The 24,705-nt window shown below is 75.5% G+C and carries 3 protein-coding genes; all 3 read right to left on the bottom strand.

Annotated elements, in window-relative coordinates; translation table 11 throughout:
- Positions 1-21: 21 nt before the first annotated feature.
- Entirely contained in the window at positions 22-22,626 is a 22,605-nt protein-coding gene (locus ACPXCB_RS25950) for a type I polyketide synthase (RefSeq protein ID WP_425878250.1), read from the bottom strand.
- 324 nt (positions 22,627-22,950) lie between these two features.
- The gene (locus ACPXCB_RS25945) at positions 22,951-23,811 is read right to left on the bottom strand and encodes a metallophosphoesterase family protein (RefSeq protein WP_425878248.1); all 861 of its coding nucleotides are present in this window, start codon (positions 23,809-23,811) and stop codon (positions 22,951-22,953) included.
- A gap of 246 nt (positions 23,812-24,057) precedes the next feature.
- The coding region (locus tag ACPXCB_RS25940) for a phosphopantetheine-binding protein (protein ID WP_425878247.1) at positions 24,058-24,705 on the bottom strand (648 nt) is incomplete at its 5' end.

Raw genomic sequence — 24,705 nt, 5'->3', positions numbered from 1 at the left:
GCTCCGTACTGGGGACAACGGTCAGGAATCGGTTCCGTCAAGCGCCAGCCTGACGAGGGCGTCGGTGTCGAGGTCGTCGAGGTCCAGGTCCTCGTCGGTGGACTCGTCACCGTCGCCGCCGTCGGCGTCGGCGAGGTTGAGCAGCAGGTCCAGCAGTCCGGCCTCCCGCAGGCGGGTCAGCGGGATCGCCGCGAGCGCCTGCCGGACGGCCGTCTCCGCCGGGTCGCCGCCGTCCGCCTGTGCCCCCTCGGGCAGCAGGCCGTCGAGCAGGTTCTCGGCGAGCACGGCCGGGTTCGGGTAGTCGAAGACGAGGGTCGCGGGCAGCGACAGGCCGGTGGCCCCGGTCAGTCGGTTGCGCAGCTCGACCGCCGTCAGCGAGTCGAATCCGAGCTCCTTGAAGGCGCGCTGCGGCTTGACCCGGTCCGTGCCCGAGTGGCCGAGCACGGCGGAGGCGTGGGTGCGGACGAGGTCGACCAGGTGCCGGACCCGCTCGGGCCGGGGCAGCGTGAGCAGGTGCTCCCGCAGGGCGTCGACGGCCCCGCCGGGCTGCTGCTGCCCGGCCTGGGCGTGCAGCGCCTCGCGGGCCTCGGCGATGTCGTCGAGCAGCGGCCGGGGGCGGGCCGAGGCGTACGCCGGGGCGAAGACCGCCCAGTCGACGTCCACCACGGTCAGCGCCGCCCGGGGCAGGCCGACGGCGTACCGCATGGCGTGCACGGCCTCGGCCGGTGCCATGGCGGTCAGGCCGCGCCGGGCCAGCAGCTGCTGGGCCTCGCCGGTGGCCATGCCGCCGTCGGCCCACGGCCCCCAGGCCACGGAGGTCGCCGGCAGGCCCCGCCCGCGACGCTGCTCCGCCAACGCGTCCAGGAAGGCGTTGCCGGCGGCGTACGCGGACTGCCCGCCGCTGCCCCACACCCCGGCGATGGAGGCGAACAGCACGAAGGCGTCCAACGGCCGGTCCCCGAGCAGCGCGTCCAGGTGCACCGCGCCGGCGACCTTGCCGTCGAGCACGCCGGCGAACGCGGCCAGGTCGGTGTCGGCGATCAGGCCGGGCTCGCCGGCGCCCGCCGCGTGGACCACGGCCGTCAACGGCGCGGGGTCCTCGTCGAGCCGGGCCAGCAGTGCCGCCACCTGGTCGCGGTCGGCCACGTCGCAGGCCACGACCGACGCCCGTACGCCCTGCGCCGTCAGCTCCTCGCGCAGCTCCACCGCCCCCGGGGCGCGCTCGCCCCGGCGGCTGGTCAGCACGACGTGCGCGGCGCCGTTGGCCGCTGCCCACCGGGCGACGTGGGCGCCCAGGGCGCCGGTGCCGCCGGTGACCAGCACCGTGCCGGACGGCCGCCACCGCTCCGCCGTGTCGGGGGCGGCGGGTGCCGCCCGGACCAGGCGGCGGACGAACACCCCGGAGGGGCGTACGGCCAGCTGGTCCTCGTCGCCGGCGCCGGTCACCACCCGCGCCACCCGGTCCCAGGCCGTCGCGTCGACCTGCTCGGGCAGGTCCACCAGTCCACCCCACAGCTGGGGGTGTTCCAGGCCCGCCACGAGCCCGAGGCCCCACAGCCCGCTCTGGGCGACGCCGTGCACCGCGTCCCCGTCGCTCGTGCTGACCGCGCCCTGGGTCAGGCACCACAGCCGGGTCGTCGCCCCGGCGTCGTGCAGGGCCTGGAGCAGCAGCAGCGTGGCGGCCGTCCCGACCGGTACGGCCGGGTGGGCGGGGTGCGGCCGGTCGCGGAGGCCGAGCAGGGACAGCACGCCGGTGACGGGCCCGTCGGCCAGCGCGTCGGCCAGCCGGCGGGCGAGTTCCGCCCGGTCGGTGCCGACCGGGTCGACGGTCAGCCGGACCACGTCGGCGCCGACCTCGGCGAGGGCCTTGGTGACCGCCTCCGCGCGGGTGCCGTCCGTCAGGTCGTCCTCGGCCGTCACGAGCAGCCACACGCCGGGCCGCGCCGGCTCGGCGGTGATGTCGGTCCGCTTCCACCCGACCCGGTACGACCACGCGTCCACGACCGCCCGCCGCGTACGCGCCCGGTGCCAGGTCGACAGGACCGGCAGGGCCGGGGTGAGGGCGTCCAGGGCGGCGCCGTCGTCGCCGAACTGCGTGGCGAGGGCGCTCAGGTCGCCCTGCTCGACGGCGGCCCAGAAGTCGGCGTCGACGCTGTCGGTCGTCCTCGTACGCGGCCGGCTCGCCGGCTCCGGCCAGTAGCGCTGGTGCTGGAAGGTGTACGTCGGCAGGTCGACCCGCCGCGGCCCGCTGTCGGTGAACCACTCCTGCCAGGTCACCGGCACGCCGTGCACGTGCAGCTCCGCCAGCGCGCCGAGCAGCGCCTGGGCCTGCGACCGGTCCCGACGCTGGGCGGCGACCGACAGGACGTCGTCGTCGTCCGGCAGGATGTCCGCCGCCATCGCGGTCAGCACGCTCTGCGGGCCGATCTCCAGGAACGTGTCCACCCCGGCGGCCCGCAGGGCGGTGACCCCGTCGGCGTAGCGGACGGCCTGCCGGACGTGGCGCACCCAGTAGTCGGCGGTGCGGATCTCGTCGGCGTCGGCGAGCGTCCCGGTCACGTTCAACACGATCGGCAGCGCCGGCGCGGAGAACTCCAGCCCGTCCAGGACCGTCCGGAACTCGGCGAGCATCGGCTCCATCAGCGGGCTGTGGAACGCGTGGCTGACGGCGAGCCGACGGGTGCGCACGCCCCGGTCCCGCCAGTCACGCTCGATCTCGTCGAGGGCCTCCACCGCGCCGGACACGACGATCGACGTCGGCCCGTTCACCGCCGCGACACCGACCCGGTCGGTCAGGCCGGCGATCGACTCCGCCACGGCCTCCTCGGCGGCGGCCACGGCCAGCATCCCGCCGCCGGCCGGCAGCGCCTGCATCAACCGGCCCCGCGCGGCGACGAGGGCGCACGCGTCGGCCAGGGACAGCACCCCGGCCACGTACGCCGCCGTCACCTCACCGATCGAGTGGCCGGCCACCATGTCGGGCACGATGCCGAACGACTCCACCAGCCGGAACAGCGCCACCTCGACGGCGAAGAGCCCGGCCTGCGTGAACACCGTGTGGTCCAGCAGTTCCGCCTCTTCCGTACCCGCCTCGGCGAACAACACCTCCCGCAGCGCACCAGGCAGCAACGGGTCGAGGTGTCCGCACACCTCGTCCAGGGCGGCCGCGAACACCGGGAACGCCTCGGACAGCTCCCGGCCCATGCCGGCGCGCTGCGCGCCCTGGCCCGAGAACAGCAGCGCCAGCTGGCCCCGGGACCCACCCGGACCCGCGAAGACCCCGCCGGAGGGCTCACCCGCCGCCAACGCCGCCAGGCCCGCCAGCAGCTCGTCGCGGCCCGTCCCGGCCACCACCGCACGATGTTCCAGCACCGACCGGGACACCACGCTCGACCACGCCACGTCCAGCGGACGTACGCCGCCATCGGGGGCCAGCCAGCTCGCCCAGCGGCCCGCCTGCGCGGCCAGCGACGCGCCGTCGCGGGCTGACAGCAGCACCGGCACCAGCGGCGGTACGTTCCCGGCGACGATCTCGCCCTCGACCAGCTCGGCCGGCGGCTGCTCGATGATCACGTGCGCGTTGGTGCCGGAGATGCCGAACGACGACACCGCCGCCCGACGCGGCCGGTCCACGGCCGGCCACGGCGTCGCCTCGGTGGTGAGAGCGACCGCCCCGGCCGACCAGTCCACGTGCGGCGACGGCTCGTCCACGTGCAGCGTCGACGGGACGACGCCGTGCCGCATCGCCATGACCATCTTGATCACACCAGCCACACCGGCGGCAGCCTGCGTGTGCCCGATGTTCGACTTCACCGACCCCAACAACAGCGGCCGATCCTGCGGACGCTCCTGCCCGTACGTCGCCAACAGAGCCTGCGCCTCGATCGGGTCACCCAGCGTGGTGCCCGTGCCATGCGCCTCGACGGCGTCCACGTCGGCGGTGGTCAGCCGCGCGTTCGCCAGCGCCTGACGGATCACCCGCTGCTGCGACGGGCCGTTCGGGGCCGTCAGCCCGTTCGACGCACCGTCCTGGTTCACCGCCGTGCCCCGCACGACCGCGTAGATCCGCCGACCCTCCCGCTGGGCGTCGGAGAGGCGCTGCACCAGCAGCACGCCGACGCCCTCCGACCAGCCCGTGCCGTCGGCCGACGCCGCGAACGACCTGCACCGGCCGTCGGCCGACAGGCCACGCTGCCGCGAGAACTCGATGAACGTCCCCGGCGTCGCCATCACCGTCACACCACCGGCCAGCGCCAGATCGCACTCACCCGAGCGCAACGCCTGCACCGCCAGGTGCAGCGCCACGAGGCTCGACGAGCACGCCGTGTCGACGCTGACCGCCGGGCCCTCCAGGCCGAACGTGTACGCCACCCGACCCGACAGCACGCTGCCCGAGTTGCCGGTGCCGACGTAGCCCTCGACCTCGCCGGCCAACTCCATGAGCCGCGTCGCGTAGTCGTGGTACATCACGCCGGCGAACACGCCCGTCCGGCTGCCCCGCAACCGCTGCGGGTCCAGCCCCGCCGACTCGAACGTCTCCCACGACGCCTCCAGCAGCAACCGCTGCTGCGGGTCCATGGCGAGGGCCTCACGGGGCGAGATGCCGAAGAACGAGGGGTCGAACGCGCCGGCGTCGTACAGGAAACCGCCGTGCCGCGTGTACGACGTCCCGGGGTGGTCCGGATCGGGGTGGAAGAGCGTGTCGAGGTCCCAGCCGCGGTCGGCCGGGAACTCGCCGACACCCTCCCCGCCGGTGCTGACCAGCTTCCACAGCTGCTCGGGTGACTGGACGCCACCGGGGTAGCGGCAGGCCATGCCCACGATCGCGATCGGCTCGTCGGCGTCGCCGCCGGCCGGCTCGTCGGAGACGACCGCGGCGAGCCGTTCGCCGACCAGTTCCGCGTACACGTGGGCGGTCAGGGCCTGCGGGGTCGGGTAGTCGAACACCAGGGTCGAGGCCAGCCGCAGGCCAGTCGCACCGTTGACCCGGTTGCGCAGCTCGACGGCGGTCAGCGAGTCGAAGCCCAGCTCGCGGAACGCCCGGTCCGCCGGCACCGCCTCGGCGCCGCCGTGCCCCAGCACCTGCGCGACGAGACCCCGCACCAGCTGGTCCACCTCGGTGAGGCCGTTCTCCTCGCTGAGCCTGGCGAGCCGGTCGGCCCAGCCGTCACCGCCCTTGCCCGCCTGGCGGCGGGTGTTCGCCGTGCCGATGAGGACCCGCAGCATGGGCGGAACCATCCCGCCGGAGGCCGCCGAGCGCAGCGCGGGCACGTCGATCACGGCCGGCACCAGGGCCGGCCGGCCGGCGCCCAGGGCGGCGTCGAACAGCTCCAGTCCGGTCCGGGCGTTCATGCCCCGCAGGCCGGCGCGCGCCGAGCGGGCCCGCTCGACGCCACCGATCGACGCGGCCATGCCGGCGGTGTCCCACATGCCCCACGCCAGGCTGACCGCGGGCAGACCCGACTTGCGCCGCCACACCGCCAGCCCGTCCAGGAACGCGTTGGCCGCCGCGTACGCCGACTGACCCGGCGAGCCCAGCACCCCCGCCACCGACGAGAACACCACGAACAGGTCCAGATCCGGGGCGAGGGACGCCGTCGCCTCGTGCAGGAACCACCCGGCCGACACCTTCGGCGCCAACACCCCGGCCAGCCGCTCCGCCGTCAGCCCCTCCACGACACCGTCGTCCAGGACGCCGGCCGTGTGCACCACACCCGCCAGCCGACCTGCGGCGCCGATCTCCGCCACCAGGCCGAACACCTGGTCCCGGTCCGTCACGTCACAGGCGACGATTCGTACGTCGGCGCCCAGCGCGGTCAACCGCCCGGTCAGCTCGCCGGCACCCTCGGCCTCCGGGCCGCGCCGCGACACGAGCACCAGCGAGCGCACGCCGTGCACCGACACCAGGTGCTCCGCGACCAGCGCACCGAGCGCACCCGTACCGCCGGTCACCAGCACCACGCCGTCACCCACGGCCGGCGCCTGCGCCGAGGCCGGAACCACCGCACGGACCAGACGCGGCACGAAGACCTCGCCGCCACGGACGGCCACCTGGCCGCCGGTCGGGTCCGCCGCGTAGCGGGTCAGGGTGCCCAGCACGTTGGGGTTCACGCCACGGTCCACGTCGGCCAGGACGATGCGGCCCGGGTGCTCGGACTGCGCCGAGCGCAGCAGACCCCACACCGCCGCGGCGGCCGGATCCGTCACCTGGTCCTCGTCGCCGACGGACACGGCCCGTCGGGTGACCACCACCAGTTTCGAGTCCGCCAGGACGTCGGCGGCCAGCCACGCCTGCACGAGGCCCAGCACGTCCGCCGTCATGGCCCGGGCCCGCTGCGCCGCGTCGACGTCGCCGGCGTCCGGCCCGGTCGGCGTGAACAGCAGTCGGCGCGGCGGCGCGGTGCCGGTGTCGATCGCGGCCAGCAGCTGCCTGATCGTCTCGGCGGAGGGACCGCCGGGAACGCCCGGCAGGGCCGGACCGCCCAGCACCGCCCAACCCGACACGTCGTCGACCGGTTCGGTCTCCTCCGCCTGCCAGACCACCTCGAACATCGACCGGGACGCCACACCCGCCGTGGCCGTGCCAGCCAGCTCACGCAGGACGAGGGAGTCCACCGACACCACCGGCGCGCCCACCTCGTCGCACGCCACCAGCCGCACGCCGGCACCGCTGCGGGACAACCGGACCCGCAGCACCCTGGCACCGGAGGCGTGCACCTGCACACCCTCGAACGCGAACGGAACCCGTGGCCCGCCCGGCTCCTCGCCCAGCAGCAGACCGACCGGGTGCAGGGCCGCGTCCAGCAGCGCCGGGTGCACCCCGAACCGGTCGGTGCCCGCCACCGCGTCGTCCGGCAGGACCACCTCGGCGAACACCTCGCCGTCGCCCACCCACGCACGGCGCAGACCCTGGAACACCGGACCGTACGCCAGGCCACGCGCGACGAGCGCCGGGTACCAGCCCGCCAGGTCGACCTCGGTCGCGCCGGCCGGCGGCCAGGTGCCCGTCCTCGGCTCGTCCGCCGTCGCCGGTTCCAGCACACCCTCGGCGTGCTGGAGCCAGCCCGCCTCGGGGTCGTCGTCGGGGCGCGAGTAGACGGCGACGGGACGCTGCGACGAGTCGCCCGCCGACACCCGGACCTGGATCCGCACGGCGCCCGCGTCGGGAAGCACCAGCGGCGTCAGCACCGCCAGGTCACGCAGCCGGGACATGCCCGCCTCGTCGCCCGCGCGCACGGCCAGTTCCACCAGCGCCGTGCCCGGGACCAGCGGCACGCCGGAGATCACGTGGTCGGCCAGCCAGGGGTGGGTGGTCAGCGAGAGCCGGCCGGTCAGTACCACCTCGTCGTCGCCGGCGAGGTCCACCGTCGCGCCGAGCAGGCCGTGCCCCGCCACACCGAGGCCCGCGCCGCTGACGTCACCGGCCCGCAGCCGTCCCACCGCCGGCCAGAACCGCTGGCGCTGGAACGGGTACGTCGGCAGGTCCACGGGGCGGGTCGCGGTGCCCGGCAGGAGGTCGGTCCAGGTGACCGGCACGCCGTGCACGTGCAGCTCCGCCAGCGCGTTCATCAGCGACACCGGTTCCGGGCGGCCCGGGCGCAGGCTCGCCACCACGGCCGACGGGAGGGTGTCGCCGTCGTCGGGCAGGCAGCCGCGCACCATGCCGGCGAGCACCGCGTCGGGGCCCAGTTCGAGGAAGACCCGGACGTTGCGCGTACGCAGGCTGGCGACCCCGTCGGCGAACCGGACGGTCTCGCGGACGTGCCGGACCCAGTAGTCGGGGGTGCCGATCTCGTCGGGGTCGGCGATCTCGCCCGTCAGGTTCGACACGATCGGCAGGGTCGGCCAGCGGAACGTCAGGGTGTCGAGCACCTGCCGGAACTCGCGCAGCATCGGTTCCATCAGCGGGCTGTGGAAGGCGTGGCTGACGTTCAGCCGGCGGGTGCGTACGCCCCGGTCCTGCCAGGTCCGCTCCACCTCGTCGAGGGCCCCGACCTCGCCGGAGACCACCACGGCGGTCGGGGCGTTCACCGCCGCGACGCCGAGCCGGTCGGTGAGCCCGGCCAACGACTCCACGACGGCCTGCTCGTCGGTGCCGACCGCGAGCATCCCGCCGCCCTGCGGCAGGTCCTGCATGAGCCGGCCACGGGCCCCGACCAGCGCGCAGGCGTCGGCGAGGCTGAACAGCCCGGCGACGTGGGCGGCGGCCACCTCGCCGATCGAGTGCCCGGCCACCAGGTCCGCCCGGACGCCGAACGACTCGACCAGCCGGTACAGGGCCACCTCGACGGCGAACAGCCCGGCCTGGGTGAAGACGGTCTGATCCAGCAGCTCCGCCTCCGGCGTGCCCGCCTCGGCGAACAGCACCTCGCGCAGCGGACGGGACAGGTGCTGGTCCAGGTGCCCGCACACCTCGTCGAGGGCGGCGGCGAAGACCGGGTGGGCGTCGTACAGCTCGCGCCCCATGCCGGGACGCTGGGCGCCCTGGCCGGAGAAGAGGATCGCGGTACGTCCGCCGCGGGCCACGCCGTGGACGACGGCGGCCGAGGGCTGGTCGTCGGCCGCCGCGTCGAGGGCGGTGAGCAGGTCGCCGCGGTCCTGGGCCAGCAGCACCACGCGGTGTTCGAAGGCCGTGCGGCGGGTGGCGAGCGCGTGGGCGACGTCGGCGAGCGTCAGGTCCGGTTCGTCGTCCAGCAGGCTCCGCAGCCGGCGTGCCTGCTCGCGCAGGGCGGCGTCGTCGCGGGCCGAGAGGACGCACGCGACGAGGTCGACCGGGGGCGTCGCGGGCGGTCCGGCGGGCGGCGGGACGGACTCCGGCGCCTGTTCGATGATCGTGTGCGCGTTGGTGCCGCTGATGCCGAACGACGACACCGCGGCCCGGCGCGGCCGGTCGACGACCGGCCACGAGCGGGTGCCGGTGAGCAGGGCCACCGATCCGGCGGTCCAGTCGATGTGCGGCGACGGCTCGTCCGCGTGCAGGGTCGGCGGCAGCACACCGTGCCGCATCGCCAACACCATCTTGATCACCCCGGCGACGCCCGCCGCCGCCTGGGCGTGACCGATGTTCGACTTGATCGAACCGAGCCACAGCGGCCGGTCCTGCGGCCGGTCCTGCCCGTACGTGGCCAGGAGGGCCTGCGCCTCGATCGGGTCGCCCAGCGCGGTGCCCGTGCCGTGCGCCTCGACGGCGTCCACGTCGCCCGGGGTCAGCCGGGCGTTCGCCAGCGCCTGCCGGATGACCCGCTGCTGCGCGGGACCGTTCGGCGCGGTCAGGCCGCTGCTGGCCCCGTCCTGGTTCACCGCGCTGCCCCGCACGACGGCGAGGACGCGGTGGCCGTTGCGCTGCGCGTCCGAGAGGCGCTCCAGCAGGAGCATGCCGACGCCCTCGGCGAAGCCGGTGCCGTCGGCGCCCGCGCCGAAGGCCTTGCACCGGCCGTCGGGCGACAGGCCGCGCTGCCGGGAGAACTCGGTCAGCATGCCGGGGGTGGACATCACGCTCACCCCGCCGGCGAGCGCGAGCCGGCACTCGTCCTGCCGCAGCGCCTGGGTGGCCAGGTGCAGGGCGACCAGCGACGACGAGCAGGCGGTGTCGACGGTCACCGCGGGACCTTCGAGGCCGAACAGGTACGAGATGCGTCCCGAGGCGACGCTTCCCGCGCTGCCGTTGCCGACGTAGCCGTCCACCTCGTCGGTGGTTCCGGCGGCCTGGGAGGCGTAGTCGTGGTAGATGAGCCCGACGTAGACGCCGGTGCTGCTGCCCCGCGCCGAGTGCGGGTCGATCCCCGCCCGTTCGAAGGCCTCCCAGGACGTCTCCAGCAGCAACCGCTGCTGCGGGTCCATGGCCAGCGCCTCCCGGGGCGAGATCCCGAAGAAGGCGGCGTCGAACTGGGCGGCGTCGTGCAGGAAGCCGCCCTGGCGGGGCACGGACGTGTCGTCCCCGCCGCTGGCCCTCAGGTCGTCCAGGTCCCAGCCCCGGTCGGTGGGGAACGGCGAGATGACGTCGGCGCCGGCGGTGACCACCTGCCAGAGCTGCTCGGGGGTCTGCACCTCGCCGGGGAAGCGGCAGGCCATGCCGATGATGGCGATCGGCTCGTCGAGCGCGGCGGCCGTACCGACCGCGGCCGGGCGGGCGGCGTCCGAACCGCCGCCCAGTTCCCGGTCGAGGAAGTCGGCGAGCACCGCGGGGGCCGGGTGGTCGAACGCCACGGTCGCGGGCAGCCGCAGCCCGGTCGCGGCGGAGAGCCGGTTGCGTAGTTCGACCGAGGTGAGCGAATCGAAGCCCAACTCCTTGAAGGCGCGGTGGGGGTCGACGTTCTCCGCGGAGCGGTGCCCGAGCACGCTGGCGACGTTCGCGGCCACCAGGTCGAGCAGGTGGTTGCGCCGCTCGGCCGGGCTGAGCATCGCCAGGCGGTCCCGCACCGACGCGGTGTCGGCCGGGCCCCGACCCACCGCGCGGCGGGCCGGAGCGGAGGCGCGGACCAGGTCACGCAGCAGGCTGGGCACGGTGCCGCCGGCCGGGCGCGCGGTCGCCGGCGGCAGGTTCATGAGTACGAGGTGGGCGCTGCCGCGCTGCCGCGCCGCCTCGAAGAGGGCGACGCCCTGCTGGTCGGTCAGCGGGGCGCTGGTGGCGCGGATCGCCTTGCGGTGGTCGTTGCCGTGCAGGTGCGCGGTCATCGCGCTGCTGGTGGCCCACAGTCCCCAGGCGAGGCTGGTGGCGGGCAGCCCCTGCTGCCGGCGGTGCTGCGCGAGCGCGTCGAGGAACGCGTTCGCCGCCGCGTAGTTGCCCTGCCCCGGCGAGCCGAGGGTGGCCGCCACCGAGGAGAACAGCACGAACGCCGACAGGTCCAGGTGCGCGGTCGCCTCGTGCAACGCCCAGCCGGCGTCCACCTTCGGCGCCAGCACCGTACGCAGGGCAGACTCGTCCAACGAACCGATGGTCGCGTCGGCGATCACGCCGGCGGTGTGCACCACCGCCGTCAGCGGGTGCGCCGGGTCCACCAGTTCCAGCAGCCGGGTCACCTGCCGGGGGTCGGTCACGTCGGCGGTGCCGGCGGTGACCCGGGCACCGGCCCGGGTGAGCTCCTCGACCAGGTCCTGGTACTGCTCCGGGCCACGGCGCGAGGCCAGCAGCAGGTGCCGCGCCTGACCGGTGGCGACCAGGTGCCGGGCGAACACCCGGGCGAGGGCGCCTCCCGCACCGGTGAGCAGCACGGTGCCGTCGGGGTCGGCGGGCGCGGGCACCCGCAGGACGACCTTGCCGATGTGGCGGGCCTGGCTGATGTGCCGCAGCGCCTGCCGGGCCTGGCGCACGTCCCACGCCCGTACGGGCAGCGGCCGCAGCGCGCCCTGCGCGAACAGGTCGAGGATCTCGGTCAGCATCTCGCCGATCCGCGGGTGTCCGGCCTCGTTGAGGTCGAACGCACGGTAGGTGACGCCGGGGTGTTCGGCGGCGACCGTCTGCGGGTCGCGCACGTCGGCCTTGCCCATCTCCACGAACCGGCCGCCGCGCGGCAGCAGCCGCAGCGACGCGTCGACGAACTCGCCGGCCAACGCGTCGAGCACCACGTCGACCCCGGCGCCACCGCTGGCCGCGCCGAAGACCTGCTCGAACTCCGTGGTCCGCGACGACGCGATCCGCTCCCCGGCCACCCCCAGGCCCCGCAGCACATCCCACTTGCCGGGGCTGGCGGTGGCGTACACCGTCGCGCCCCAGTGCCGGGCGAGCTGGATGGCGGCCATCCCGACGCCACCGGCGCCGTTGTGGATCAGCACCGACTCCCCGGACCGCAGCCCGGCCAGGTCACGCAGCGCGTAGTACGCGGTCAGGAACACCACCGGCACCGACGCGGCCTGCGTGAAGGACCAGCCGGCGGGGATCTTCGCGACGAGGTCGCGGGCGGCGACCACCTCGGGGGCGAAGGCCGGCTCGAACATGCCGAGCACCCGGTCGCCGGGCGCCAGGTCGGTCACGCCGGGGCCGACCTCGACCACGACGCCCGCGCCCTCGCTGCCCATCACGGCCGCCGGATCCGGGTACATGCCCAGGCCGATCAACACGTCCCGGAAGTTCACGCCGGCCGCGCGCACCGCGACGCGCACCTGCCCGGCGTCCAGGGCGACGGGCGTGGCGGGCACCATGCCGATCCCGTCGAGGGTGCCGGGGCTCACCGCGCCGACCTGCCACAGCCCGGCCGGCGCGACGAGTTCCTCGGCGGCCGGACCAACGGGCCGGCCCAGGCGCGGGGTGCGCACCTCGTCGCCGCGTACGGCCACCTGGCCGCCGGTCGCCGACGGGTCCTCGGCCACCGCGGCCAGCACCGCGAGGACCGCAGGGGTGAGCGCGCCGTCGAGGTCGGCGAGGACGATCCGTCCCGGGTGCTCCGACTGCGCCGAGCGCAGCAGGCCCCAGACCGTCGCGCCGGCCAGGTCCCACAGCGCGTCGGCCGGTGCGGCGAGCACCGCGCAGCGGGTCACCACCACCAGCTTCGTGTCGGCCAGGGCCTCGGCGTCCAGCCAGGACCGCAGCACGTCCAGCACCTGGGCGGTGACCGTGCCCACCAGGTCGGGCAGCCCGGCGTCCGGCGTGTCCGCCCGGACCGGCAGCACCAGCGCGCGGGGCGCCTCGACCACGCCGCCGGAGATCGCCGTGACCAGGTCGTCCACGGTCGGGAACGCCGGCATGGACAGGTCGGCCGGCACCTCGGTGTCGCCGAGCAGCATCCAGCCGGTGACGTCGCGCGCCGGCGTGACCCGCTCGGGCTGCCACGTCACCTCGAACAGCGCCCGCTCGGCGGGGTCCTGGCCGGCGGACGCGGTCATCTCCCGCAACGCGAGCGCGTCCACCGACACCACGGGCGCGCCCGACTCGTCGCCGGCCACCAGCCGCACCCGGGAACCCGTCCGGGTCAACCGCACCCGCAGCACCCGGGCACCGGAGGCGTGCACCTGCACGCCCTCGAACGCGAACGGCACCCGCGGCCCGCCGGAGCGGTCCGCCAGCAGCAGCCCCACGGGGTGCAGCGCGGCGTCCAGCAGCGCCGGGTGCACGGCGAACCGGTCGGTGTCGGCGATCGCCTCGTCCGGCAACGCGACCTCGGCGTACGCGTGGTCGCCGGCGGCCCACAGCCGGCGTAGCCCCTGGAACGACGGGCCGTAGGTCAGGCCCCGCTCCGCCAGCGCCGGATACCAGCCGGCGAGGTCCACCTCGGGCACCCCGACGGGCGGCCAGGCGCCCACCTCCGGCTCGTCGGCGGCAGGCTCCAGCACACCGTCGGCGTGCCGCGTCCACTCAGCCTCCGCGTCGCCGTCGGGCTGCGAGTGGACCGCCACCGACCGGACGCCGGAGCTGTCGGCCGCGCCGACGCGTACCTGCACACGGACGGCACCGGAGGCGGGCAGCACCAGCGGCGCCGCCACCGTCAACTCGCGTACCCGCGACGCGCCCACCTCGTCGCCGGCGCGCACCACCAGCTCCACCAGCGCGGTACCCGGCGCCAGCACCGCGCCGCCGACCACGTGGTCGGCCAGCCACGGGTGCGTCGACACCGACAGCCGGCCGGTCAGCACGACCTCGTCGTCACCGGCGAGACGCACCGACGCGCCGAGCAGCGGATGTCCCGCCGCCCCCAGTCCCGCGCCCGACACGTCGCCGCCGGCGGAGTGGTCCACCGCCGGCCAGAACCGCTCCCGCTGGAAGGCGTACGTCGGCAGGTCGACGCCGGTGGCGCCGGAGCCGGCGAACACCGCCGCCCAGTCGACGGGCACCCCGGCGACGTGCAGGTCGCCGAGGCCGGTCAGCAGCTGGTGCGGCCCGTTCTCGTCGCGGCGCAGCGAACCGACCACGACGCCCGCGTCGACGGCGCCGGTGGCCTTCTCCAGCGCGTCCTGGACCACCACCTTCAGCACGGGGTGCGGGCTGACCTCGACGAAGACCCGGAAGCCCTGGTCGATCAGCTCATCCAGCACCGGCGCGAGCCGGACCGGTTCCCGCAGGTTGCGGTACCAGTAGCCCGCGTCGAGCTCGGCGGTGTCGATCGGCTCGCCGGTGACCGTCGAGTGGAAGGCCACCCCGGTCGAACGGGAGTCGACCGTGCCGAGCGCGGCCACCAGGTCGTCGCGTACGGCGTCGACGTGGCCGCAGTGTGAGGCGTAGTCGACGGCGATCGCGCGGGCCCGGATGTCCCGCTCGGCGCAGTGCGCGAGCAGTTCGGCGACCGACGCCGCGTCACCGGAGACCACGGTCGCGGCGGCGCCGTTGAGGGCGGCCACGGAGAGAGTGCCCCGCCACTGCGCGATGAGCTGCTCGGTGTCGGCGGCCGGCAGCGGGACGGAGACCATGCCGCCCCGGCCCGAGATGGCCAGCAGGCCACGGCTGCGCGCCACGACGAGCCGTACCGCGTCGGCGAGGGTCAGCGCGCCGGCCGCGCAGGCCGCGGCGATCTCACCCTGCGAGTGCCCGACGACGACGGCCGGCACGACGCCGCACGAGCGCCAGAGCTGGGCGAGGGAGACCATGACGGAGAAGAGCACCGGCTGGACCACGTCCACCCGGTCCAGGGGCGGGGCGCCGGGCGCCTCCCGGAGCACGTCGGTGAGGGACCAGTCCACGAGCCGGGACAGCTCCTCGGCGCACTCCCCCATCCGCTGCCGGAAGACCGGCGAGGTCTCCAGCAGGTCCAGCGCCATGCCCTTCCACTGGGAGCCCTGGCCGGGGAAGACGAAGACGACCTTCGACGCGGCGTCCCCGCCGGCCGGCGGGCCGTCGCCGGCGGCGAGGGCGGCCAGTCGGGCGGCCGCGTCGTCCCGGTCGGCGGCCACGACGACCGCCCGGTACGGGTGGTGCGCCCGCTGGGCGGCCAGGGAGAACCCGAGTTCGCGCAGGTCCAGGTCGGCGTCGCCGGCCAGCCGGTCGCCGACCCGGGCGGCCTGCGCCCCGAGCGCGCGGGCGCTGCGGCCGGAGATCAGCAGGGGTACGGCGGCGGGGCCGACCAGGCCGGGGACCTGCCCCGCCGGCGGGGTCGTCGCCGGGGCCGCCTCGTCGGGCGCCTGCTCGATGATGGTGTGCGCGTTGGTGCCGCTGATGCCGAACGACGACACGGCGGCCCGGCGCGGCCGCTGCACCGCCGGCCACGGACGGGCCTCGGTGAGCAGGGCGACCGCCCCGGCGCTCCAGTCGACGTGGGGCGACGGCTCATCCACGTGCAGGGTGGGCGGCAGCACGCCGTGCCGCATCGCCAGCACCATCTTGATCACGCCGGCCACGCCGGCCGCGGCCTGGGAGTGGCCGATGTTCGACTTGATCGAGCCGAGCCAGAGCGGCTCGGCGTCGGCGCGGTCCTGCCCGTAGGTGGCCAGCACCGCCTGCGCCTCGATCGGGTCGCCGAGGACGGTACCGGTGCCGTGCGCCTCGACGGCGTCCACGTCGGCCGGGTTCAGCCGCGCGTTCTCCAGGGCCTGCCGGATCACCCGCTGCTGCGACGGGCCGTTCGGGGCGGTCAGCCCGTTGGACGCGCCGTCCTGGTTGATCGCGGAGCCGCGCAGTACGGCGAGCACCCGGTGCCCGTTGCGCCGGGCGTCGGACAGGCGCTCCACGAGCAGCATGCCCACGCCCTCGGACCAGCCGGTGCCGTCGGCGCCGGCGGCGAACGCCTTGCACCGCCCGTCCGGGGCGAGGCCGCCCTGCCGGGAGAACTCGGAGAACATGCCGGGCTGCGCCATCAGCGCCACCCCGCCGGCCAGGGCCATGTCGCACTCGCCGCCGCGCAGCGCCTGGGCGGCGAGGTGCAGCGCCACCAGCGACGAGGAGCAGGCGGTGTCGACGGTGACCGCCGGGCCTTCGAGGCCGAACATGTAGGCGACCCGCCCGGAGGCGACGCTGCCGGCCGTTCCGGTGAGCAGGTGCCCCTCGAGGCCGTCCAGGTCGTCGCGTCCGCTGGTGGCGTAGCCGGAGGAGGCGGCCCCGATGAAGACACCGGTGGCGGTGCCGCCGAGCGCGGCGGGGTCGATGCGGGCGTACTCGAAGCTCTCCCAGGCGGTCTCCAGCAGCAGCCGCTGCTGCGGGTCCATGGCGAGGGCCTCGCGGGGGCTGATGTTGAAGAAGCCGGCGTCGAAGTCGGCCGCGTCGTAGAGGAAGCCGCCCTGGTCGGTGACGGTGCCGCCGGCCTGGTCGCCGTCGGTGCCGTACAGCCGGTCGAGGTCCCAGCCGCGGTCGGTGGGGAAGCCGCCGATGGCGTCGGACCCGGAGGTGACGAGCTGCCACAGCTGCTCGGGGGTGGCGACGCCGCCGGGGTAGCGGCAGGCCATGCCGATGATGGCGATCGGCTCGTCGGCGTCGGCCGTGACGACCGTACGGACGGTGGTGCCGGCGCCGGTGGCCCGGCCGAGCTGCGCGAACAGGTGGTCGGCGAGTCGGGCCGGGGTGGGGTGGTCGAAGGCCAGCGTGGCGGTGAGCCGCAGTCCGGTGGCGGCGCCCAGCCGGTTGCGCAGCTCCACCGAGGTCAGCGAGTCGAAGCCCAGGTCCTTGAAGGCTCGGGCGGCGGGGACCGCCTGCGCCGAGGCGTGCCCCAGCACCGTGGCGGCCTGGCCGCAGACGAGGTCGACAAGCGCCTGGCGGGCGTCCGCCTCGGACAGGCCGTCGAGCCGCTCCCGCCACGACGCCCCGGCGCTCGGCCGGTCGGTGGCGGTGCGGCGTCGGCCGCCGCCGCGCAGCAGGTGCCGCATCAGCGGCGGTACACCGCTCGCCTCGCCGGTGACGTGGAGGCGCGCCGCGACGACGACGGGTTGCACCGCCGGCAGGGCGGCGTCGAAGAGTTCGGCGCCCTCGGCCGGGGAGAGCCGGCTCATCCCGACCCGCCGCAGCCGCTGCTGGTCGTCGCCGTCGAGGTGGGCGGTCATCGCGCTGTCGGTGGCCCACATGCCCCAGGCGAGGCTGGTGGCGGGCAGCCCCTGCTGGCGGCGGTGCTGCGCGAGGGCGTCGAGGAACGCGTTGGCCGCCGCGTAGTTGCCCTGCCCCGGCGAGCCGAGGGTGGCCGCCACCGAGGAGAACAGCACGAACGCCGACAGGTCCAGGTGCGCGGTCGCCTCGTGCAACGCCCAGCCGGCGTCCACCTTCGGCGCCAGCACCGTACGCAGGGCGGACTCGTCCAACGAACCGATGGTCGCGTCGGCGATCACGCCGGCGGTGTGCACCACCGCGGTCAGCGGGTGCGCCGGGTCGATCCCGGCGACCAGCTCGGTGACCTGAGCGGGGTCGCTGACGTCGACGGCCACGGCGGTGACGTCGGCGCCCGCGTCGGTCAACTCCCGGACCAGGGTGGCGTACTCGTCGTCCCGGCCGGGTGCGCGGCGGGAGGCCAGCAGCAGGCGGCGGGCCTGGCCGGTGGCGACGAGGTGCCGCGCGAGTACGCCGGCCAGGGTCCCGGCCGCGCCGGTGAGCAGCACGGTGCCGTCGGGGTCCACGGGCGCGGGGACGCGCAGCACCACCTTGCCGACGTGGCGGGCCTGGCTGACGTGCCGCAGCGCCTGCCGGGCCTGACGCACGTCCCACGCCCGTACGGGCAGCGGCCGCAGCGCGCCCCGCGCGAAGAGGTCGAGGATCTCGGTCAGCATCTCGCCGATGCGGGTGCTGCCCGCCTCGTTCAGGTCGAACGCGCGGTACGTCACGCCCGGGTGGTCGGCGGCGACCGTCTCCGGGTCGCGCACGTCGGCCTTGCCCATCTCCACGAACCGGCCACCGCGCGGCAGCAGCCGCAGCGACGCGTCGACGAACTCGCCGGCCAACGCGTCGAGCACCACGTCGACCCCGGCGCCACCGCTGGCCGCGCCGAAGACCTGCTCGAACTCCGTGGTCCGCGACGACGCGATCCGCTCCCCGGCCACCCCCAGGCCCCGCAGCACACCCCACTTGCCGGGGCTGGCGGTCGCGTGGACGGTGGCGCCGAGGTGGTGGGCGAGCTGGATGGCGGCCATCCCGACGCCACCGGCGCCGTTGTGGATCAGCACCGACTCCCCGGACCGCAGCCCGGCCAGGTCACGCAGCGCGTAGTACGCGGTCAGGAAGACCAGCGGGACGGACGCCGCCTGGGTGAAGGACCAGCCGGCGGGCATCTTGGCGATGCGCTGGCGGTGGGCGACCGCCTGCGGGCTGAACCCGAGTTCGAACATGCCCATCACCCGGTCGCCGGGCGCCAGGTCGGTCACGCCGGGGCCGACCTCGACCACGACACCCGCACCCTCGCTGCCCATCACAGCCGCCGGATCCGGGTACATGCCCAGGCCGATCAACACGTCCCGGAAGTTCACGCCGGCCGCGCGCACCGCGACGCGCACCTGGCCCGCGTCCAGCTCCACGGGCGTGGCCCGGACCGGCCCGATCCCGTCCAGGGTGCCGGGAGTGACGGGGGCGAGGTGCCACGGCCCGGACGGCGGGGTCAGCTCGTCGCCCACCGGCCGCGCCAGCCTCGGCACGAGGGTGCGCTCGCCGCGCACCGCGAGCTGGCCGCCGGAGACCGACGAATCGACGGCGGCCCCGGCCAGCACGGCGAGGGTCGCGGGGGTCAGTTCGCCGTCGACGTCGGCGAGGACGATCCGCCCCGGGTGCTCCGACTGCGCCGAGCGCAGCAGGCCCCAGACGGCGGCGGCAGCCAGGTCGGTGACCTGGTCGTCGTCCCCGGCGGCCACCGCGCCCCGGGTCACCACCACGAGCTTCGTGTCGGCCAGCGGCTCGGCGGCGAGCCAGGACCGCAGCACGTCCAGCACACCGCCGGTGACCGCCCGCACGGCCTCCGGCACGGCGACGCCGGGTTCGCCGGCGGGCACCCTCAGCAGCACCTGCCGGGCCGTGGCCCCGCCCGCCGCCAGGGTCGCCACGTCCGCGAAGACCGGCACCTCCGGCAGCGCCTCCGTGGTCGGCCGGCCCAGCGCCGCCCACCCCGGAAGGTCGTCGACGCCGTCGATCTGCTCGGCCTGCCAGGCCACCTCGTAGAGCGACCGGGCGGCGGCGCCCCGGGTCGCCGTCGCGGTCATCTCCCGCAGCACCAGGGAGTCCACCGACACCACCGGCGCGCCCGAGCCGTCGCAGGCGACCAGCCGCACCCCGGAGCCGTCCCGGGTCAGCCGCACCCGCAGCGTCCTGGCGCCCGAGGCGTGCACCTGCACGCCCTCGAACGCGAACGGCACGCGGGGCCCGCCCGCCGGCTCCGCCGCCAGCAGCAGGGCCACCGGGTGCAGGGCGGCGTCCAGCAACGCCGGGTGCACCCCGAACGCGCCCGCGTCGCCGGCCGCGCCATCCGGCAACGCCACCTCGGCGTACGCCTCACCGTCGGCCGTCCAGGCCCGCCGCACGCCCTGGAACACCGGCCCGTACGACAGGCCGTGCTCCGCCAGCGCCGGATACCACCCGGTCAGGTCCACCTCGGTCGCGCCCGCCGGCGGCCACGCGCCGACGCCCGGCTCGTCGGCCGACACCGGTTCGAGCACACCGTCGGCGTGCCGCGTCCACTCGGTGTCGTCGTCGTCCTCGGGCTGGGAGTACACCGACACCGACCGGACGGCGGAGTCGTCGGCCGCGCCGACGCGCACCTGCACGCGTACCGCCCCGGACTCCGGCAGCACCAGCGGCGCCGCCACGGTCAGCTCCCGTACGCGCGACGCGCCCACCTCGTCGCCGGCGCGCACCGCCAGCTCGACCAGCGCGGTGCCCGGCACCACCACGGCACCGCCGACCACGTGGTCCGCCAGCCACGGGTGTGTCGACGCCGACAGCCGGCCGGTCAGCACCACCTCGTCGTCACCGGCGAGGCGCACCGCCGCGCCGAGCAGCGGGTGGCCCGCCACGCCCAGGCCGGCACCCGACACGTCACCGACGCGCCACGGCACCACCTCGGGCCAGAACCGCTCCCGCTGGAAGGCGTACGTGGGCAGCTCCACCCGCCGCGCCCCGGTGTCGGCGAACCACTCCTGCCAGGCGACCGGCACGCCGTGCACGTGCAGCTCGGCCAGCGCCGCCAGCAGCGCCTGCGCCTGCGGCCGGTCCCGGCGCTGGGCGGCGACGGTCAGCACGTCGTCGTCGGGCAGGGCGTCCGCCGTCATCGCGGTCAGCACGCTCTGCGGGCCGACCTCCAGGAACGTGTCGACCCCCGCGTCCCGCAGGGCCGCGATCCCGTCGGCGTAGCGCACCGCCGCACGCACGTGCCGCACCCAGTAGTCGGCGGTGCGGATCTCGTCGGCGTCGGCGAGCGCCCCGGTCAGGTTCGACACGATCGGCAGCGCGGGGGCGGCGAAGTCCAGCCGCTCGACGATGCCGCGGAAGCGCTCCAGCACCGGCTCCATCAGCGGGCTGTGGAACGCGTGGCTGACGGTCAACCGGCGGGTACGCACACCCCGGTCCCGCCAGGCCCGCTCCACCTCGTCCAGCGCGTCGACGGCGCCGGAGACCACGACCGAGGTCGGGCCGTTCACCGCCGCGACGCCGACCCGGTCGGTCAGCCCGGCGATCGACTCGACCACCGCCGCCTCGTCGGCGGCCACAGCGAGCATGCCGCCGCCCTCCGGCAGCGCCTGCATCAACCGGCCCCGCGCCGCCACCAGCAGGCAGGCGTCCTGGAGGGACAGCACCCCGGCCACGTGCGCGGCGGCGATCTCGCCGACGGAGTGGCCGCCCACGAAGTCCGGCACCACGCCGAACGACTCCACCAGGCGGAACAGCGCCACCTCGACCGCGAAGAGCCCGGCCTGGGTGAACGCGGTCTGGTCCAGCAGCTCCGCCTCGGCGGACCCCTCCGGCGCGAACAGCACCTCCTTCAGCGGGCGCGGCAGCACCCGGTCCAGGTGCCCGCACGCCTCGTCCAGTGCGGCGGCGAAGACGGGGAACTCCGCGTACAGCTCCCGGCCCATGCCGGCGCGATGCGCGCCCTGACCGGAGAAGAGCACCGCCAGCGGACCCCGGTCCCCGGCCTGGCCCGTCACCACCGTGCCCGACGGCGCTCCCGCCGCCAGGGACTCCAGGCCCGCCAGCAGGCCCGCACGGTCCTCGGCGAACACCACCGCACGCCGGTCGAGCGTCGAGCGGGACACCACCGACGACCAGGCCACGTCGAGCGGGCGCGGCTCCTCGTCGTCGCCCAGCCAACGGGCCAGCCGGTCGGCCTGCGCGGACAGCGCGGCCGGCTGCGCGGCGGAGAGCAGCACCGGCGCGACGACGGGACGGCGCGACGGCGTGGCCTCGTCGGCAGCCGGGTCGGGGGCCGGGGCCTGCTCCAGGATCAGGTGGGCGTTCGTGCCGCTCATGCCGAAGGACGACACGGCGGCCCGGCGGACGTGGTCACCGCCCGTCCACGGGCGTGCCTCGTCGAGCAGCGACACGGCCCCCGTCGACCAGTCGACGTGCGGCGACGGCCGGTCCACGTGCAGGGTGGGCGGCAGCACGCCGTGCCGCATCGCCATCACCATCTTGATGACGCCGCCGGCGCCGGCCGCGGCCTGCGGGTGACCGATGTTCGACTTCAGCGACCCCAGCCACAGCGGCCGGTCGGCGGAGCGTCCCTGGCCGTACGTGGCGAGCAGCGCCTGCGCCTCGATCGGGTCGCCCAGCCGGGTGCCCGTGCCGTGCGCCTCGACCACGTCCACGTCGGACGGGCTGAGCCGGGCGTTCTCCAGCGCCTGCCGGATGACCCGCTGCTGCGAGGGACCGTTGGGGGCGGTCAGGCCGCTGCTGGCGCCGTCCTGGTTCACGGCGCTGCCCCGGATCACCGCCAGGACGGGGTGACCGTTGCGCCGGGCGTCGGAGAGCTTCTCGACGAGCAGCATGGCGACGCCCTCGGACCAGCCGGTCCCGTCGGCGTCGGCGGAGAAGGCCTTGCACCGGCCGTCGGAGGCGAGCCCCCGCTGGCGGGAGAACTCGACGAAGGCGCCGGGCGTGGCGAGCACGGTGACGCCGCCGGCCACGGCGAGGGAGCACTCGCCGTCACGCAGGGCCTGACCGGCGAGGTGCAGGGCGACCAGCGACGAGGAGCAGGCGGTGTCGATCGTGACGGCCGGGCCCTCCAGCCCGAAGGAGTACGCCAGCCGGCCGGACATGACGCTCGCGGCCGTGCCGGTGAGGACGTAGCCCTCCGTGCCCTCGGGCAGTTGCCGCAGCACGGACGTGTAGTCCTGCCCGGCGGTGCCGACGAACACCCCGGTACGGCTGCCCCGCACCGACGTGGCGTCGATGCCGGCCCGCTCGAAGACCTCCCAGGTCACCTCGAGCAGGAGCCGCTGCTGCGGGTCCATGGCCAGCGCCTCGCGCGGCGAGATGCCGAACAGGGTCGGATCGAACAGGCCGGCGTCGCGCAGGAAGCCGCCCCGGTTGCTGTAGGTGGTGCCGGGGTGGTCCGGGTCGGGGTCGTAGAGCCCGTCGAGGTCCCAGCCCCGGTCGTCGGGGAACGTGCCGGTGGCGTCCACCCCGCCCGCGACCAGGTCCCAGAGGTCCTCCGGCGAGGCGACCCCGCCGGGGAACCGGCAGGCCATGCCGACGATCGCGATCGGCTCGGCGTCCTCGTTCTCCAGCTCGGTCAGGCGCCGGCGCGCCAGGCGGAGCTCGGAGGTCACCCACTTCAGGTGTTCGAGGAGCTTGTCTTCGTCCGCCATGACCCACCCGCCCAGAGCTTGCTATCGATCGGAATCTGCCGATTCGTTGACCACACCACCGCCGACGGACCGGCTTCGTGCACAGGTGGGTGGAGACTCGGCCGTTCGGCCAACGATCCCGACACCTGCTCCTGATTCCGGTTGTCGTGCCTGCTCAGGCGCCCGCCACGCCGGGCTGTCCCGCCGACACATGCCCGCCACCGTGACTGGACGGTACTGAGCGCCCATCACGCGCCCAACCCCTAGAGAACCCCTGATCGACCGGCCCGTGAGGGCCGTCGCGGCGGGTCCCGGACGAAGCGGTGACCAGGATCGCGACGGCGCTCAGGTGGGCTGTCCGGCGACCGCCGGCAGGATGCGGCGCAGCCGTCCCGGCGGCGTCGAGCGGCGGCGCCACTCCCGTGGGTAGCCGACCGAGACCTCTTCGAACCGGACCCCGTCGTACCAGGTGGTGCGCGGGATGTGCAGGTGGCCGTAGACGGCGACGCGGGCGTCGAACCGGACGTGCCAGTCGGCGGTGGCCTCGGTGCCGCACCACTGCGCGAACTCCGGGTACCGCAGGATCCGGGTGGGTTCGCGGACGAGCGGGAAGTGGTTGACCAGGACGGTGGGCAGCCCGTTGCGTTCCGCCGTGAGCCGGCGCTCGGTCAGGGCCAGCCGCGCCCGGCACCAGGCGTCGCGCGTCGGGTACGGGTCGGGATGCAGCAGGATCTCGTCGGTGCAGACCACGCCGACCTCGTGGGCCCGCGCCAGGGCCTGCTCCTTCGTGTACGTCCCGGCCGGCCGGAAGCTGTAGTCGTAGAGCAGGAACAGCGGCGCGATCAGGACCGGGTCGTCGCCCTGCGGGTCCCAGACGGGGTACGGGTCCTCCGGAGTCACCACCCCGAGCCCGCGGCACAGCTGCACCAGGTGCTGGTAGCGCGCGTCTCCCCGCAGCTGGATCGGGTCCTCGCGGGGGGTCCAGAGCTCGTGGTTGCCGGGGGCCCAGATCACCTTGGCGAACCGGCTGCTGAGCAGTCCCAGCGCCCACTCGATGTCGGCGACGAACTCGCCGACGTCGCCGGCGACGATGAGCCAGTCGCCGTCGCGCTCCGGCCGCAGCCGTTCGACGATGGCCTTGTTCTCCGCGTGGACCACGTGCAGGTCACTGATGGCGAGCAACTGAGGCAGGCCGGATCCGGCCATGCGGACCTCCCGTCCATCCGGGGTACCGCACGCACCCACATCCGTACCGCTCGGCTGCCGGTGGGCAGGGCGAGACGGCCTGACGGGCTCCGACCCTACGGAGCCGGGCCCGCACCGGCACACCCCTAGACAGGATCCGTGCACCCCTAGGCAGCCGCACCTGCCCGACGGCGCCGGTCAGGCGTCCGGCGCCGTCGGGTGTCCCTTTCCCCGGCCTGTCCTGCCCGGGGTCGGGCAGTTGTCCGCTCAGGACTTGCCGAACTCCCGCTGGATGATGTCGAAGAGCTCATCCCGGCTCGCCGACTCCAACTCCTGCGTGGCGGCCGGCGCGGGTGCGGTGGCGGCGGGTCGTCCCCGCCACCTGGCCACCAGGTCCTCCAGCCGACCGACGACCGCGTCGTCGACCTGGTCGCCCGGCAGCCCGCCGAGGAGCTTGTCGAGGCGTTCGATCTCGGCCACGATCGGCAACGCCGGCTGCTCGGGCGCCAACTCGGCCCGCAGGTGACCGGCGAGCGCGTTCGGGGTGGGATGGTCGAAGACGAGGGTGGCCGGCAGTCCGATGCCCGTTGCGGCGGTCAGCCGGTTGCGCAGCTCGACGGCGGTGAGTGAGTCGAAGCCCAGTTCGAGGAAGCCGCGGGCGGGCCTGATCCCGCTCGGCGTGGCGTGTCCCAGCACCGCCGCAGCGGTGCTGCGGACCAGGTCGAGCAGGATGCGGTCGCGCTCCGGCCCGGAGGCGGCGGCGAGCCGCTCGCGCAGCGCCGACGCCGCGCCGCGGTCCTCGCCCTTCGGCGTCTCCTCGGCCTGTGCGGGCTGTGCCTCGGGGATGTCGGTGAACAGGCGGGACGGACGCAACGCCGTGAACGACGGCACGAACCGATCCCACCGCACATCCGC

The sequence above is a fragment of the Micromonospora sp. DT62 genome, from assembly GCF_049847285.1.
Taxonomy (GTDB): domain Bacteria; phylum Actinomycetota; class Actinomycetes; order Mycobacteriales; family Micromonosporaceae; genus Micromonospora; species Micromonospora reichwaldensis.
This window is presented reverse-complemented; position numbering and strand designations above follow the sequence as displayed.